Origin of the sequence: Pediococcus parvulus (genome assembly GCF_964063155.1) — a bacterium.
Taxonomy (GTDB): domain Bacteria; phylum Bacillota; class Bacilli; order Lactobacillales; family Lactobacillaceae; genus Pediococcus; species Pediococcus parvulus.
Genome location: NZ_OZ061292.1, coordinates 2,075,912 through 2,090,911 on the forward strand (window position 1 = coordinate 2,075,912; position 15,000 = coordinate 2,090,911).

Here is a 15,000-nt window from a genome sequence, read left to right on the forward strand (position 1 = left end):
TTTCGTATTTTATCTGCCCAGTGCTAAACTATAAGCAACTCGGTTAAAAAAATAAGAATTTATACATTTTTTAAACCAACTTCAGGGGAAATTATGCAAAAAATTAAACTATTCTTCGTGCTGGCCACTGTTGCAATTGTTGGCTTCTGCCTACCACCAACAATTAACGCAGCAGACACGACAACTTCAAAGCCATTTCCCAACAACGAAATTTTAGGTGTGGGATCGTACTTTAACGCGTTTGCCGCTGGAACCATGACAATCGACGCGAATAACACTTCAAATTTAGAGGGACGTTATGCCGCCAATAGTCTTGAATCCAGTACAGATAGTTGGAATACGCGAACCAGCAGTACACAGTGGGGGCAAATCACAAGTGATGTTTCAGGAACCATTTCTGGAACACCATTGTTTACGGCCAATAAAGTTGATTCTAGCACCACTTATGGCAACTATATGCGTCACATGCTGGACCCGAACACACGTCAACGAGCTTCAATGTCAGCGCCCGTCGTTTCATCAAAAAATTCAGTTGTCATTAATAATTTGCGTGCTGAAGCCAAAGATTACACAGATACTGACAAAACTAACCACGCTTCGTTATTAGATATTTTAAATATGGACAAAAACGTTGGCGACACTTCCGATTTTTCTGGCACGAATGGTTCTACCCTTGCTTCTGTGAGTGGAAAAGCGCTTGATCCGGATGCCACGGATGCCTCTAATTACTTTGATGCGGCCGCCATTCAGTTTAATAAAATTTCTCAATATTATGATCAACTAACACAACCGGATTCAGACGATAACAAAAACGAAGACAAAGTTGTTGCAAACGATCAGGTAAATGCCGTAAAGGTTACGCAAACCACCCCTGAATACCAAAACTACACTAATTTAACGATCGATGTCACTTTGCCGGATGACTACAGTTCTGATGATAACTACAAAACACCACCAGTGATTATGGTCGGGATTAATGCTGATAACGCAACTGACAAGAACTTAAATTTAACTATTAAAATTCATAATATGAACACCGCAACAACTTCAGTTCAAGCTGGTGATTCATCGTATGATTCGTATACCTATGCGCCTTACATTTTTATTAACTGGGATAATGTCACAACGCAGAGTCCCTTCAGTAACTGGCAAGGATCTTTTAAAATGAAAGCCTATGCCGGAACAGATTCAGATGAAGAACCTGCCAACTCTGGTAACGGTACCCAACAAAGTCAGTTATTTTCAAGTCACGTTTTAAATAATTTCCCCAACGCGACAACCAGCGGCACAGACACCCTTAAATTTGGCAATACCGCTGATGACAGCCAATTATGTGGGGCAATGCTGCTTCCAAATGCGAGCGTGTCGTTAAATTCAGGAAGTCGGACACTATATGGCAGTATTCTATCAGGAAAAAATATTACAATTGCTCATGACATGCCAGCTTCGCGTTTAATTGCCGGAACGTTTGACGTCAATAACATCTCCGGAAATGTTTTCTCTGATTTACATTCTGTAAATCCTTATATTAAAAATCTGAATTTGGTCACAACTAATGCTTTAACTGATAAGGCCATCACAGCTGGATCAACCGGTGACTCGGCCAACAAAAAGGAAATTACGGTAACAGATCCGACTAAATCAGTTGGCTTGACAGGAACTGTGGTCACTAGAAATAAAAACTATCAGTTATTCTATCGTCTTAACAATGACAAAACCGCGACATCCTGGAAAAAACTGAACGCTAGTGGGGTGAACACAAATAGTAACAGTAACTTTAAGGTAAACAACTTAACCAGTTTATCCGGTTATCAACAGAAACTATCTGCTGAGTCAATGCAATCTGGGAGTGCCAGTGATCTCCCCACTCTGTCGACGATTGGTGGCAGTTTGCAACGCCAAAATCAAATTGAAATCGTGGTGGCACCGAAAACTGACGACTCGGGTCAAGCAATCACTGCAGATTCTGATTTATCTGCTTATCAGCACACCACCATTAATTTGACAGAAACCGGAAAATTAACTGCTGATATTCCAAATACATTTCAGCTGACACCTAGTTCAGACGATCCCGATGTCTACAGTTCATCAAGCGACTCACAAAATATCACAATTCAAAATGATTGGCGTGTTCCCTATACGCTTAGTGTGCAGTACAACGACGCTCTGGCCGCCAAGTTTCCTGTAAATGGGTTGAATCTGTTTGATCAACCTAAACTGGTAAGCTACACTGCCAATGGCAATGCTTTCGATATTAACCAACCACTATTGCAGCAGTTGGCGGATAACGCATTATTAGCAACGTCTTCCACCAACTTTCAATTAAAGCTTAATGTCTCAAAGCTTTTGGCCAGTGGTGCTGTTCAATCTGGAAAGGAGTACGGAATTCCCCTCTATTGGACGTTGAAATATGACTTAGCTTCCTAGAAAAATGAAAATACTTACAAAAAATTAGTAATTTTCATTGTATTTGCCATTTAGACCCCGTATAATGTGTAATTAGCCACTCAAAAACGGACGGCTAATCAGGCCGAGAATAGGGAGTTCACAATATTATGAAAAAGAATCAATTAATTACTGTATTAAGTGTATTAGGAATTAGTTTTGCATTAGGTTTAAGTACCACTTCAGTTCAAGCTGATAGTACTGGCACAAGTTCTGTGGGAGAATTTATAGCGCTGGTAGTTTGAGTATCGATAGTGTTCCAGATTTCAACTTCGGTTCAACTAGTGTGAAGGATCTGACTACAGGAACTACCTTGAATTATCAAAGCGGTAGCAATAATAAGCTTACTGTTTCTGATTATCGAGGCACTTCAAATCCCGAATGGACTTTAGAAGCTAGTTTATCCGATTTCACTAGTGGTAACAGTAAAGTTGCTGGATCAATTAATTTAGCTACTGACACAAAGGCCGCTGGCACAATTAACGGTGCTGCTAGCGAGGTTTGGAACAATGTTGATGCTGCAACAAACGGAACCGGTGCCGCATCCGCAACTGTAAGTACTGATACGAAATTAGTCACAGAAGCTAATTCTGCTGTAGATGGTGGAACTTACACTTCTGATATCACTTGGACCATGACCAACACGGCTGCTTCTGCCAAATAATCGTTCACCTATTTATATAATTCAGTTGAAGAGTAATCACGACCGATAACTTTCATAAGTTAACGTCACTTACTCTTTTTTATTTGCAAAGGAGAAAATGATGTTTCGAAAACTTATAAAAACTATTTTGGCAATTGGGATCCTTGGCCTTATATCACTTGCCGCGCCTCATTCCGTTCATGCTGCCGGTGCCGGATTTACGATCACTCCCATTGCCAGCAAGCAACAAAATGATTCGTCGGTCTCTTACTTTGATCTAAAACTTAAGCCTAATCAAACTGCTCAAGTCAAAGTTAAGATAACCAACACAACCACCAAAACGCTTAACTTGATTGCATCTCCCAACACGGGATACACCACAGATAGCGGTTCAGTTGCTTATGACCTGCAAAAATTAGGCAGCAAAAGTACGGCTCCTTATCAGTTACAAACACTGATGGGTGGTCAACAAAAAATAGCCGTGCCAGCCAAGAGTCAAAGGGTCGTTACTTTTCCGGTTAAGATGCCGGCAACGTCGTTTAAAGGTGTATTAGATGGTGCGATTTACTTTCTCAATCCCCAAACAAGTGGTTCGACTGTCACAAACAAAAAGGGTTTTAGCATCAAAAATCGTTTTGCGATGGCTTTAGGCGTCACCATTCATGAAGATACCAAAACAACGGTGCTGCAAAAACTAACTTTAGGAACTATCAGTGCTGGAACCGATCAAAATGACACATTTAGCCCAGCTGTGAAGGTTAAAATTAATAATACGCATGCGACTTTGACCAAAAAGTTAAAAATTAAGAGTCAGGTTTCGCAAAATGGGAAGACGCTGTTTAAGACAAATACCAGCAACTTAACCATGGCGGCAAATTCAAATTTCAATTATGCGATTACCACCAACCATATTGCTCTCAAAGCTGGTACTTATCACCTACACCTAGTCGCACGTAGCGGTTCGCAAAAATGGACCTTTAGTCGTAATTTTGTCATCACCAAAGCACAGGCAAAAACTGCCAATCGGCATGCCCGGGTTAAAAAGAGTTACTTTATCTGGTATATCTTAGCAATTCTGTTAGTTCTTCTATTGTTACTTACCGCCTTTTGGTTTGGCCGCCGTTCTTCAAAACAGAAAAAATAAATTTCAAAAAAAGGATCTGTAATCGTTGTTATCATACGATTACAGATCCTTTTAGCTAGGCTTTTGCTTTTTTTAAAACTTTTTTCAGTTTACGTTCAAAATCACGGCGCGACAGCATCACGATATGACCGCAGTTCATGCATTTAATCTTGATATCCATGCCCATCCGAATGATTTTCCATTCGTTAGCTTGACAAGCGTGCGGCTTTTTCATTTCTACAATGTCATTTAAGTCGTACATTTCACTTACCCCTAATCTAATGAAATATTCAGTAAATTCAAAATGCGGTTTAAATCGTCATTAGAAACATAATTAATTTCGATTTTTCCGCCTTTTTCTTTCTGATCCAAAACTGCTTTAGTACCGAATCTTTCTTGCAGTTGTTCTTCAATCGCCCGCACATAGGGTGATTCCTTGCGAACGGGTAAAACTGGTTTTCCTTTTTTAGGCATTTGTGCGTTCAAGCGGTTAACTAAGTTTTCTAATTGCCGAACGGTCAAATGTTCACTGACCACACGTTTCGCCAGTGGGATCAGTTTATGCCGATTCTTCAAAGCAAGCAAGGTTCGTGCCTGACCCATCGAAAGTTCGCCAGCCTGCAACATATTTTTTATTGTTTGTGGTAAACGTAACAGACGCAGATAATTTGCGATGTAAGGACGACTTTTACCTAGTTTTTCAGAAACTTGTGCTTGCGTAAAATTCAATTTTGCCATTAAAGAATCATAGGCTTGAGCTTCTTCAAGCGGTGTCAAATCTTCACGCTGGAGGTTTTCAATTACGGCCGCTTCCATTGTCTCTGCATCGCTTAATTGGCTGATCAAAGCAGGAATAGTGTGCAATCCAGCCATTTTAGCAGCTCGAAAACGTCGTTCACCTGCTATTAATTCATAGTAATCCTTGGCAGCCGCTTGTTGACGTACGATAATTGGCTGAAACACACCAGATTCTTGAATAGAATTGGCAAGTTCACGCAAGGCTTTGGCATCAAAGTTATGGCGTGGCTGATACGGATTCGGATGAATGTGACTTAAATTGATTTCAACAACTTGTTTGGAATCTTCATCACGCAAAAGTTTTTCAGCACCCATTGAAGTTTTAGCTTTGCTTGTCATTCTTTACGACTTCCTTTTTTCGTACTCACAATTGGTTCTCGGTTAGGTGTTCCCGGTTTTCGGGGATATTTTTTTGGCGTTTTTGTCACTTTTTCAATCCAAACCAAATGGCGTTCATCACCGGAAACTGGCAAACTTAGTTGTTCGTCTTTAATTAATTTACCACCCAGAATTTGAATTGCTTTGTCAGCATCTTCCACTTCATCTTCTGTATGACTTGCCTTTAATGCCAGCATTTGACCGCCAATCTTAACCAGTGGCAAACACAATTCCGTCAAAACAGATAAGCGAGCAACCGCCCGGGCCGTGACTAAATCAAAGGATTCACGATAAGCTAGTTTGGGAGCGGCAAAGGTTTCAGCTCGATCGTGACACAAGGTGACGTCACTTAACTCCAGTTTTTGAATCAAGTTGTGAAGGAAAGTGATCCGCTTGTTTAACGAATCCACAATTGTCACCTTTAACTGCGGAAAAACAATTTTCAAAGGGATTGATGGAAATCCAGCGCCAGCACCCACATCACACAAAGTGATTGGTTGCTGAAACACCGCTGGATTTTGAATTCCAGGTAGCAAAGAGTCATAGAAATGCTTCAAATAAACATCTTCCTCATCGGTAATTGCCGTTAAGTTGACATGTTCATTAATCATGACTAAATATTTATAATATGTATTAAATTGCTGCATCTGTTTATCAGATAAATTAATGCCTTGGGCAGCGAGGGCTTGTTTAAATGCTTCTGGGTTCATATAATCCTCCATTGTGAAACAAAAAGTGTTCCACATCATTATAAACGATTTTTAATGCCGGAACAAGATAACTTACTAATCAATTGACGCGGCGAATTCCTATTATATCAGTTTTTGAGGCAAGTTTTCCAAACCAAAGCGATTTGAGCATGGTAAAATTTAACTGCTAGTCAAAATTAAGAAATTAAGGACAACTCGAATGTTAAATACATGGCTTCAAGGGTTATTATTTGGTGTCGCGTATATCGCACCAATTGGGTTACAAAATTTATATATGATCAACACCGCTTTAGCCCAGCCCCGTCGCAGAGCGCTAAGGGTGGCGTTAATTGTAACTTTCTTTGATATTTCACTTGCGGTGTCATGCTTTTATGGCATTGGCAAGCTGCTTGAACTGTATTCCTGGCTTGAGCTAGTCGTACTTGCAATTGGGAGTATTATTGTAATGTACATTGGTATTACGTTGTTGCTATCACACAGTCAAAGTGCCAGTCATCATAATCATAGCGGCCAGTTTAGCTACAAAAGTGCAGTCGTTTCTGCCTTTAGTGTGGCTTGGTTAAATCCACAGGCTATATTAGATGGCACCATGTTACTTGGCGCCTTCCGGGTTTCGTTAGCATCTAATGTGCAAAACTATTTCATCTTAGGCGTCGCAATGGCTTCCGTTATCTGGTTTTTAAGTTTAACCACCATTACTTCGGCTTTAAAGGATCGTTTTCAGCCGCGCTTTTTAGTACTATTAAATCGAATTTGCGGCATTATTATCATTGTGTATGGTATTAAATTGCTGGTGACATTTTTTCAAAAGCTTTGATTACAAAAGGCCCTCAAAAAATTTGAGAGCCTTTCGTTTACTATTCAAAAATTATTTTATAGCTTCCTTAGCAATCTTAGCAGTTGTTTCAGCACTGTTTCCACTGACTTGAACAACCTTATTCTTTTGTTGCCAGCTAATATTATTAACTGGTTTCTGCTGAGCACCATCATAAACAACCACGTTACCCCGAGTGACGTTTTGAGTAATAACCTTGTTACTCTTTAAAGATTTTTTCACTTTATTCGCGACGGCTGTCACAGTTTTGTTAGTTTGATTAACCGAAGAAGTCGTTAAATCTTCTGTATCGGCCACTGTGGTTACAGTCCAGCCATTTTTTTGCCATTGCACATAAACGTGGCCCATGACCCCTTGGCTGGTTGCCTTGGTACCATCTGATAACGTAACTTTAGTCCCATCCGCATTCGTTAGATTTTGCGTGTTTTCAAAACCTGTCTTAGCTTGGCTAGTAGTCCCATATTTTTGCTGTTTATAGGTTGCCGTTGTTGCGCTATTAGCACCGTTTGAATACGTTACTTTGCCACTAGTACTGTTTCCAGTGACTGTTTGGGCTTCAGTTTGTGTCCCGTCAACTTTTTCTGGAGCAGCTAAGCCCTTGTCGGCAGGCGTCGTCACTGCATGAACAGTAACATTATTGTTTGTCATGGTCGTCCCGCCAATTCCAAGCAAGGCTAAACCGACGACAAAACTGCATCCCATTACCACGATTCTTTTTTGTCTTTTCATATGATTAACCTCCTTTAATTAGTTGTGACGACATTTTTATTTACATATCCGACCCAAGTATTTCCACTATACAACGAGTAATAAGTGTGGCCATTCGGATGATTGTAATAATATTTCACCGTATAGATTTTTCCGTAATAATTATTGGTACTGCCTAATTTTTTAGTGAAGGATAGGTTCTTCCAAATAGTTTGATTTTTCAAAGCAATTTTGACCGTTTTTTTAGTACCAATTGCCCGCCAGGTTGCCTTGGCATTGACATAACCAAACCACGTGTTTCCTTTATAAAGTGAGTAGTATGCCTGACCGTTACCGCGAATATACTGGTATTTAATTGTATAACTCTTATTCATATAATTTTTAGTGTAGTGTTTAACCTTGGCCCATAAGAAATTGTTCCAAACACTGTAAGTTGATTTGTGAATTGTGGCCGTATGTTTGTAACTGTGCGCTGTCATCACTGTCATGGCGTTGGCATTAACATACCCTACCCATTTACCATTTTTGTCATAAAGCGATAAATAAGTGCTTCCGTTTTTATGCTTATATGAATATTTTGCGTAATACGTTTTACCACTTTTTCCCGTTTTACCGTTTTTAGCTGTAAACGCTAGGTTTTTCCAGATGGTGTAACTTGATTTGGAACTGTTCTCTGACACGTATTTACCATATTTACTGATTGTGCCGTAATTGCTGGACGCCGTGCTAGTGGACAAGAACCAAGAAGTTGCCTTCCCATATTTCAAACTAGCATCCACATACTGTGCGATTGGAGAACTATACCAGTCATCGGAAAACTGCCAAAGCACATGCGAAATAGCAGTTGGTTCGATTGATGTATAATCAGCTAACCAAAAGCCATCGTAGCTTTTCATAGCTGATGCCGCATAGGTTTGTGCAAAGCTATTATAGGAGTAAAACAACACATGCTTGGCGGTTAAACTGTTAAGTTCTGTATACCACTCTTTTGTGGCAGAGTTGGTAGTACCGCTTGTCACTGTTTGTTCTTCGTAATCATTAACGTAAAAACTCGCGTTAGGTGCCCGCGTGTAAAGATCTTTAGCTTCTTGTTTGGCATCTGAAGTGCTTATGTACTGACTAAATGAATAAACGCCGTATTTCAAGCCATATTGCTCACACAAAGCGGCATTTTGCGCAAAATACTTATCTTTGTAATCACTACCATATTGAACTCGTAAAATAATGAACGGTTCAACTTTGGCCAAATTTTTAACCTGTGTTGCTGTTAGTTTTCCTTGCCATTCCGACAAATCTGGAACTTGTGAATTAAGCGTAGCGGCGTGGGTTGTTTGCATGGTAAAACCAGCGAATATCAAAAATCCCATAACCACTAGTATAAATTTCAGGCTCCAGTTCTTTTTCCATGTCGGATGCATATGTACTGAATTCATATAAAGACTCCCTTTCTAAGTAAAAGAGGAATTCCCTTAAAAAAATCAATATGGACAGATCGTGTAAGCATCCTTTACAGCAACCCGTTTTCGTGCCTTATATTGCAAAAAATCCCTGGTAATAATATTATCGGGGATTTTTAGTTGTGCTATTTAATTTTATTGGTTGTTTTTAAGGAAATCCCGAGATAAATTAGGACCTAACGCCCCTTAAAAATAGGTTACTAAATAAATATTAAATGAATATTAAAATAACCGGATTCAGAACTACTTTTTAATTAAACTAAATAAGTTTTACTGTTTGTTTAGTTTTGGCTAATGAATAAAAAGCAACATTTTCTCAAAAATCATCTGAATTTTTATTGTAAACCCTAGCCTTCAAACTTATAATCTTCATCAATGACCAAAATTGGTTTGATTGTCTTACCACTTATGGAATCTGCATTTGCTTGATTAATTTCACTGAATTTGTAGAATTTCTCTGTTTTGTCAAAGTCAAACATTCCTTGACGGTAAAATTCAATCAAACGAGGTACATCAATTTGCGGAATGGAGTCACCCATATTGACGCCGATAACTGCCTTATCATCGACACACAAATCATTCCAAGTATCCACATCAATGTGATGAGGTGTCACAGCAATACATGCAGATACACCTCCTTGAGCCAGAGCTTTAATAGAGGTTTCCATCACACCTGCAACACCAGTTGTATCTACTGCAAAGTTAACACCATGTCCATTTGTAAACTTTTTAATTGCTTCAACAGCATTTTCATTTTTGCTATTAATCACTTGGGTGGCACCTAGTTCTTTAGCTAATTTCAAACGCCCGTCATTAATATCTACCGCAATTACACGGGTACAACCAGAGATTTTTCCCGCCATCATCGCAGCTAGTCCAACAGCACCGGTACCAAAGACAGCAATAGTTTGTCCTGGATGTGGCTTCAAAGTATTCAGGACAGTCCCACTTCCCGTCACGTAGCCACAGCCTAATGGACCCAATTTTCGCAAATCAAGATTCTTAGATACTTTAACTGCATTACGCTCTCGCACAATAGTATGTGTGGCAAAAGATGATTGATCAAACATGTCACAAACTTTATGGCCATTCTCAGTAAAATGAGCGCTACCATCAGGACGTACACCAGAAAGATTATTTTCTGCATAGTGTAAACATTGCGTTGGAACACCCTTCAAACAGTTTTCGCAATTTCCGCAAGCATAAAACGAAAGAACAACGTGATCGCCCGGCACAAAATTTTGCACATGTGAGCCTACTTTTTCAACGATTCCTGAACCTTCATGACCCAAAATGATCGGATAACCAATTTCCGCATCTCCCTTTCGAAGTGCCTCATCGGAATGACAAATTCCCGTTGCCACCACTTTAACCTGTATATCGTCTGGTTGCATCTCTGCCAGTTCCACATCATCTTTAACTTCAAAATCAGCACCTTTTTCACTAACAACAGCTGCTTTAACTCTCATTCTAAAAAGCCTCCTAATAGCTATGTAATCGTTTTTACACATTTGTTATAGCAGTTTGTAAAAAGAATTGCAAAATTTCACAAAAAATACCTAGTAGCTCTAACATCCCCTTCAAATCATTAAAGGAGGCGAAAAACAAAAGAACTAAGTTTCTAAGAATTCAATCTTAAAAACCCAGTCCTATTCCAATTACTTAAAATGTTTTTGAATGACATCTCGTGATTCCTTCAGCTTACCTACGTTTTCATCAAAATTCATAGAGATGTAGAAATAGTAAAGTAGATCCATCACATATAGTTGCGCCATTAGGGAGGTTGTGGCGGCTGTTCGAAATTTTTCATTTTCTTCACTATCATCGTGAACCAAGACAATGTCACTCTTTTTTGCCAAAGTGCTTTTTTCGTCGTGCGTAACTGTAATTACTGGTACGTCATGTTCATGCGCCACATCTGCCAGCTTTTGGCTTTCCAAAGTTTCTCCTGTGTTTGAAACCAACACCAAAACAGTTCCAGATTTTACAATTCCTGTTGCAATTAGGTGCGTGTCCATCGTCTGAACTACCGGTTTACCAATACGAATAAACTTTTGTTGAAAGTCAGCCGCGACAATACTTGAGGCACCTAATCCATATGCATAAACATCATCAGCTTCACTAATTAGCTGAGCTGCTTGGGAAACTGCTTTATCTTTCAAAGTTAGATTGGTCTGTTCAATTGTATGTCCAATTCTAAACTCCATTTTTTGTTTAACTACATTCAGTGGATCTTTGGGATCAACCTCTGTATACAAACTGTCGTCCATTTTAGTTTCTGCAGAAAGTTGAATTTTTACACCAGGGAAACCGTCAGTACTTAAAATTTTGGCCAAGCGAACCACTGTGGCCGCACTAACACCTGCTCTATTAGCTAACGTGTCGGCATTCATTCCAATAACTTGTTGTGGATGATCTAAAATATATTGTGCAACTTTTCGTTCAGATTTTGAAAATGAAGTGATTTGACTATGAATAGAAAATAGAATACTTTTCATATACTTTTCCTACCTTACTAGCTGGCCGGAGTTGTATTCATTACCACCGTATCGCTTTGAACGTCTGTGTTATCAGGCACCTTATCAACCGTAAAATCCTGACTGTTTGTAATGATTGCCAACGTAACTGTATCATACCCAGCTTTAGCAACTTCTGTCCAGTCTACTTTTCCAACCACTTGATTTTGGGTCACAACATCACCTGGTTTAACGCTTAAGTCAAAGTATTTCCCCTTCAGATTAACCGTATCAATGCCCATGTGAACTAGTACTTCTTCCCCAGCATCACTTGTATATCCAATTGCATGCCCTGTATCGGCTACAAACATTACTTTCCCATTCACGGGCGAATAAACCAGTGAATCATCTTTAGGCTTAATTGCGACGCTTTTTCCCATAGTTTCTTTAGCCATAATTGGGTCGCTAACTTCACTAACGGAAATTTGTTGGCCTTTAACAGGAGCTGTTACAGTATCTTTAGTATATGAAACTGATTCTTTAACTTCTTCATTTTTGACATTTGAATCAGAATTAGTCACAGGTACAACAGCATCAGCAGTGGCAAGTTCAGGATCAACAGCATCCTTTGGAATTCCAAAGAAATAGGTTGCAACAAAGCCACCAGCATAAGCAGCAAGTAAACCAAAGACATAACCCATCCAGTGACCATTATTAATTAAAGGAATTAAAGCTACGCCGGAAGGTCCGATGGCAATTGCACCAATATGTCCCAATCCGCCAATAACTGCACCTCCAATACCACCTCCAATACAGGCGGTGATAAATGGTTTACCAAGTGGTAGTGTCACTCCATAAATCAAAGGCTCCCCAATTCCAAGAATTCCAACTGGTAATGCACCTTTAATCATGTTTGTAAGTTTGTGGTTTCGATGACAACGAATCCACAGTGCAATTGCAGCACCAACTTGGCCAGCACCAGCCATTGCCAGGATAGGTAGTAATGGTGTCATACCAGTTTTGTTAATCATTTCAATATGAATAGGGGTTAAAATTTGGTGCAGTCCAAACATTACCATTGGTAAGAATAAGGCACCCAAAACAAATCCTGAGAATGCACCACCAACATTTAATACCCACTCAATACCACCAACCAATGATGTGGAAACAACACCAGCAACTGGCATAACTAAGAAAATTGTAAATATTCCAACTACAAACAATGAAATCGTTGGTGTCACAATAATATCAATTGAATCCGGAATCCACTGATGTAATTTCTTCTCAACTAAGGAAAGGATCCAAACAGCAAAAATTACACCAATAATACCGCCTTGCCCTGCTGCTAAGGCCTGTCCATTAAATATATTGTGCAATGGAGCGGTTGGAAGTACACCGGTTAATAACGTCACAGCACCGATAACACCACCTAGTCCAGGAGTCGCTCCAAACTCATTAGCACTATTAATACCAACATAGATTGCTAGATAGGAAAATACACCATTTTGAATAACTTTCATAACCATGATAAAGTCATTCCAACTCTTACCAATATCGCCCGCGAGAACCATGTTAGAAAGGACCGCTGCAACACCACCAATTAAACCAGCACCAACAAAGGCTGGAATCAATGGAATAAAAATATTCGAAATTGATTTCAAGATTCTCTTAATTGGCGTTTGCTTCTGCTTTGCTTTTTGCTCTGCTTTAACTCTGGCAGCTTTTGCTTCGACCATTTCTTTATCAGTTAAATGACTATTACCGCCGACATCATCTGGAAATGGCTCGCCCAGTTTTACACCAACTTCGTCAACCATTTCTTGGGCAACTTTGTTTACCGTTCCTGGTCCAATGACAACCTGAAGTGTTTCATCATCAACAACGCCTAAAACACCATCAATATTTTTCAATCCTTCCATATTGACCTTATCCATATCGATAATTGTCATTCGCACTCTAGTCATACAGTGAATTAGCTTTTCAACGTTACTAGGACCACCCACATTTTGATAAATTTCACGTGCAAGTCGTTTAATTTTTTCATCAGCCATTAGTTTGTACCTCCCTTAATTGTTTTACGAACAAAGCCATGTGCATCTTTCAAACGTTCCTTAGCTTCATTTTTATTTAAATCAGTTAAAATCATAACAATTGCTAACTTTACATTTTGATCAGCAGAATTAAATGCTTTTTCTGCTTTTGAATAATCACACTCTGTAGCCTGCATAATAATTCGTTTGGAACGCTCTACCAATTTATCGTTTGTTGGTTTTACATCGACCATAAGATTCTTGTAGACCTTGCCAATTCCAACCATTGAAACGGTGGATAACATGTTTAGAACCATTTTTTGAGCGGTACCTGACTTCAAGCGAGTTGATCCAGTTAAGACTTCAGGACCAACAGAAATTTCAATTGCAACTTTAGCATGTTTGCTAATTTCCGCATGATCATTGCAAGCTAAACTAATTGTTTTTGCACCAACTTTGGTGGCATAGTCCAAACCGCCAATAACATAAGGTGTTCGTCCGCTGGCTGCAATTCCAACTACCGTATCATTTTCAGTAAGGTTTCTGTCTTTTAAATCTTCTTCTCCTAGTTCTTTAGAATCTTCAGCACCTTCTACAGCCAAAGTCATAGCTTGTTGTCCACCTGCTATTAATCCTTGAACCATTTTGGGATCTGTTCCAAAAGTTGGTACACATTCAGCTGCATCTAAAACGCCAAGTCTGCCGCTTGTACCTGCTCCCATATAAATGAGCCTACCGCCACTTTTAAAGCTTTTGACAATCTGCTTCACAGCCACCGTAATTTCTGGCAATGCTTTTTTAATACTAACAGGAACTGTCTGATCCTCAGTATTCATTAATTCCAGAACTTTTTCAGTAGACATTTCATCAAGATTCATGGTTTTTGCATTTCTTGTTTCAGTTGTTAGTTTACTTAAATCAATCATTATTTATCTCCTTCATCTGGTTTAAATTCAATTCCAGTGTTCTCTTTTATTAAAACAAGCATGGACAAATCATTAGCTATCACATGACCAATCACGTTCACTTTCGGATTACTTTGTAATGTCATTTTACAAATTTGTATTTCGCCTTGATAGCGCCCATAGCCTTGATTATCAAGTGTAATTGCACCCACATTTCTTTTTAGAGTATCGTCAGATTTAATTGACAGTTTAGTGATTTGATTTTGCTTTCGTGATTCTACCAAACGGACAACATCTCGGGAGACCTCAGGACGATTGTGCCAAACTCTTTTAAATAGCGTCGTATAGTCTGATTTGACCTGCAACTGCACTTTATTGTGTAATTCATAGTCGGCAAACTTTTGCATAAGTTGTTTGGAAATTTGGGGATCACCGATGAAAACTTTATCAACCCCCAACTTATTTTTCAGTTCATCGGCTGCAACTAAGGGATTCAAATTTCGATGAGCTTC

15 protein-coding genes are annotated in these 15,000 nt (G+C 39.2%); 5 read left to right on the plus strand and 10 right to left on the minus strand.

The window, feature by feature from the left end; genetic code table 11:
- Positions 1 to 93 precede the first annotated feature (93 nt).
- From AB3217_RS10415 to AB3217_RS10430, 4 genes are all read left to right on the plus strand, one after another.
- Positions 94 to 2,427, plus strand: coding sequence for a hypothetical protein (locus AB3217_RS10415; RefSeq protein WP_367366095.1), 2,334 nt, complete (start codon positions 94 to 96; stop codon positions 2,425 to 2,427).
- Between the two features lie 128 nt (positions 2,428 to 2,555).
- Positions 2,556 to 2,690: a hypothetical protein gene (locus tag AB3217_RS10420; RefSeq protein ID WP_260274895.1), complete on the plus strand. Its 135-nt coding sequence runs from the start codon at positions 2,556 to 2,558 to the stop codon at positions 2,688 to 2,690.
- Positions 2,687 to 3,109, plus strand: coding sequence for a WxL domain-containing protein (locus tag AB3217_RS10425; protein ID WP_057784876.1), 423 nt, complete (start codon positions 2,687 to 2,689; stop codon positions 3,107 to 3,109). The genes AB3217_RS10420 and AB3217_RS10425 overlap by 4 nt, the downstream gene beginning before the upstream one ends.
- A gap of 100 nt (positions 3,110 to 3,209) precedes the next feature.
- Positions 3,210 to 4,232, plus strand: coding sequence for a DUF916 and DUF3324 domain-containing protein (locus AB3217_RS10430; RefSeq protein ID WP_367366096.1), 1,023 nt, complete (start codon positions 3,210 to 3,212; stop codon positions 4,230 to 4,232).
- Positions 4,233 to 4,287: 55 nt separating this feature from the next.
- On the opposite strand, the gene AB3217_RS10435 is transcribed toward AB3217_RS10430, so the two are convergent.
- Genes AB3217_RS10435 through rsmG form a run of 3 tightly spaced genes read right to left on the minus strand, consistent with a single transcriptional unit; the run spans position 4,288 to position 6,097 of the window.
- Positions 4,288 to 4,473 carry a DUF951 domain-containing protein gene (locus tag AB3217_RS10435; protein WP_068804770.1) on the minus strand — a complete coding sequence of 62 codons (186 nt, stop codon included), beginning with the start codon at positions 4,471 to 4,473 and terminating at the stop codon, positions 4,288 to 4,290.
- Positions 4,474 to 4,484: 11 nt separating this feature from the next.
- Positions 4,485 to 5,324 carry a ParB/RepB/Spo0J family partition protein gene (locus AB3217_RS10440; RefSeq protein ID WP_260267238.1) on the minus strand — a complete coding sequence of 280 codons (840 nt, stop codon included), beginning with the start codon at positions 5,322 to 5,324 and terminating at the stop codon, positions 4,485 to 4,487.
- Between the two features lie 20 nt (positions 5,325 to 5,344).
- Entirely contained in the window at positions 5,345 to 6,097 is a 753-nt protein-coding gene (rsmG, locus tag AB3217_RS10445; protein WP_068804765.1) for a 16S rRNA (guanine(527)-N(7))-methyltransferase RsmG, read from the minus strand.
- A gap of 199 nt (positions 6,098 to 6,296) precedes the next feature.
- On the opposite strand from rsmG, the gene AB3217_RS10450 reads away from it, so the two are divergent.
- Complete coding sequence (locus tag AB3217_RS10450) at positions 6,297 to 6,914, plus strand: LysE/ArgO family amino acid transporter (protein ID WP_068804764.1); 618 nt, start codon at positions 6,297 to 6,299, stop codon at positions 6,912 to 6,914.
- A 51-nt stretch (positions 6,915 to 6,965) separates the two neighbouring features.
- Here AB3217_RS10450 and AB3217_RS10455 read toward each other — a convergent pair whose 3' ends face one another.
- The 7 genes from AB3217_RS10455 to AB3217_RS10485 all read right to left on the minus strand — a co-directional run.
- A complete protein-coding gene (locus AB3217_RS10455; protein WP_367366097.1) occupies positions 6,966 to 7,661 on the minus strand; it encodes a hypothetical protein in 696 nt (231 codons plus the stop codon).
- 14 nt (positions 7,662 to 7,675) lie between these two features.
- Complete coding sequence (locus AB3217_RS10460) at positions 7,676 to 9,073, minus strand: GH25 family lysozyme (protein ID WP_068804759.1); 1,398 nt, start codon at positions 9,071 to 9,073, stop codon at positions 7,676 to 7,678.
- A gap of 371 nt (positions 9,074 to 9,444) precedes the next feature.
- Complete coding sequence (locus AB3217_RS10465; RefSeq protein ID WP_260274887.1) at positions 9,445 to 10,566, minus strand: NAD(P)-dependent alcohol dehydrogenase; 1,122 nt, start codon at positions 10,564 to 10,566, stop codon at positions 9,445 to 9,447.
- A 189-nt stretch (positions 10,567 to 10,755) separates the two neighbouring features.
- The gene (locus AB3217_RS10470; protein ID WP_057784998.1) at positions 10,756 to 11,595 is read right to left on the minus strand and encodes a MurR/RpiR family transcriptional regulator; all 840 of its coding nucleotides are present in this window, start codon (positions 11,593 to 11,595) and stop codon (positions 10,756 to 10,758) included.
- Positions 11,596 to 11,612: 17 nt separating this feature from the next.
- Positions 11,613 to 13,604, minus strand: a complete 1,992-nt coding sequence (locus AB3217_RS10475; protein ID WP_260267674.1) for a glucose PTS transporter subunit IIA — start codon at positions 13,602 to 13,604, stop codon at positions 11,613 to 11,615.
- Positions 13,604 to 14,509 (minus strand): N-acetylmuramic acid 6-phosphate etherase, encoded by a 906-nt coding sequence (gene murQ, locus AB3217_RS10480; RefSeq protein WP_057784999.1) that lies wholly within the window; start codon positions 14,507 to 14,509, stop codon positions 13,604 to 13,606. Before murQ ends, AB3217_RS10475 begins: the two co-directional genes overlap by 1 nt.
- On the minus strand, positions 14,509 to 15,000 hold a 492-nt coding region (locus tag AB3217_RS10485; RefSeq protein ID WP_367366098.1), incomplete at its 5' end, for a phospho-sugar glycosidase domain-containing protein. The genes murQ and AB3217_RS10485, both read right to left, overlap by 1 nt.

Coding starts and splice junctions, on each gene's coding strand:
- AB3217_RS10415 (WP_367366095.1), top strand. CDS start 94: ATGCAAAAAATTAAACTATTCTTCGTGCTGGCCACTGTTGCAATTGTT.
- AB3217_RS10420 (WP_260274895.1), top strand. CDS start 2,556: ATGAAAAAGAATCAATTAATTACTGTATTAAGTGTATTAGGAATTAGT.
- AB3217_RS10430 (WP_367366096.1), top strand. CDS start 3,210: ATGTTTCGAAAACTTATAAAAACTATTTTGGCAATTGGGATCCTTGGC.
- AB3217_RS10435 (WP_068804770.1), bottom strand. CDS start 4,473: ATGTACGACTTAAATGACATTGTAGAAATGAAAAAGCCGCACGCTTGT.
- AB3217_RS10440 (WP_260267238.1), bottom strand. CDS start 5,324: ATGGGTGCTGAAAAACTTTTGCGTGATGAAGATTCCAAACAAGTTGTT.
- rsmG (WP_068804765.1), bottom strand. CDS start 6,097: ATGAACCCAGAAGCATTTAAACAAGCCCTCGCTGCCCAAGGCATTAAT.
- AB3217_RS10450 (WP_068804764.1), top strand. CDS start 6,297: ATGTTAAATACATGGCTTCAAGGGTTATTATTTGGTGTCGCGTATATC.
- AB3217_RS10455 (WP_367366097.1), bottom strand. CDS start 7,661: ATGAAAAGACAAAAAAGAATCGTGGTAATGGGATGCAGTTTTGTCGTC.
- AB3217_RS10460 (WP_068804759.1), bottom strand. CDS start 9,073: ATGAATTCAGTACATATGCATCCGACATGGAAAAAGAACTGGAGCCTG.
- AB3217_RS10465 (WP_260274887.1), bottom strand. CDS start 10,566: ATGAGAGTTAAAGCAGCTGTTGTTAGTGAAAAAGGTGCTGATTTTGAA.
- AB3217_RS10470 (WP_057784998.1), bottom strand. CDS start 11,595: ATGAAAAGTATTCTATTTTCTATTCATAGTCAAATCACTTCATTTTCA.
- AB3217_RS10475 (WP_260267674.1), bottom strand. CDS start 13,604: ATGGCTGATGAAAAAATTAAACGACTTGCACGTGAAATTTATCAAAAT.
- murQ (WP_057784999.1), bottom strand. CDS start 14,509: ATGATTGATTTAAGTAAACTAACAACTGAAACAAGAAATGCAAAAACC.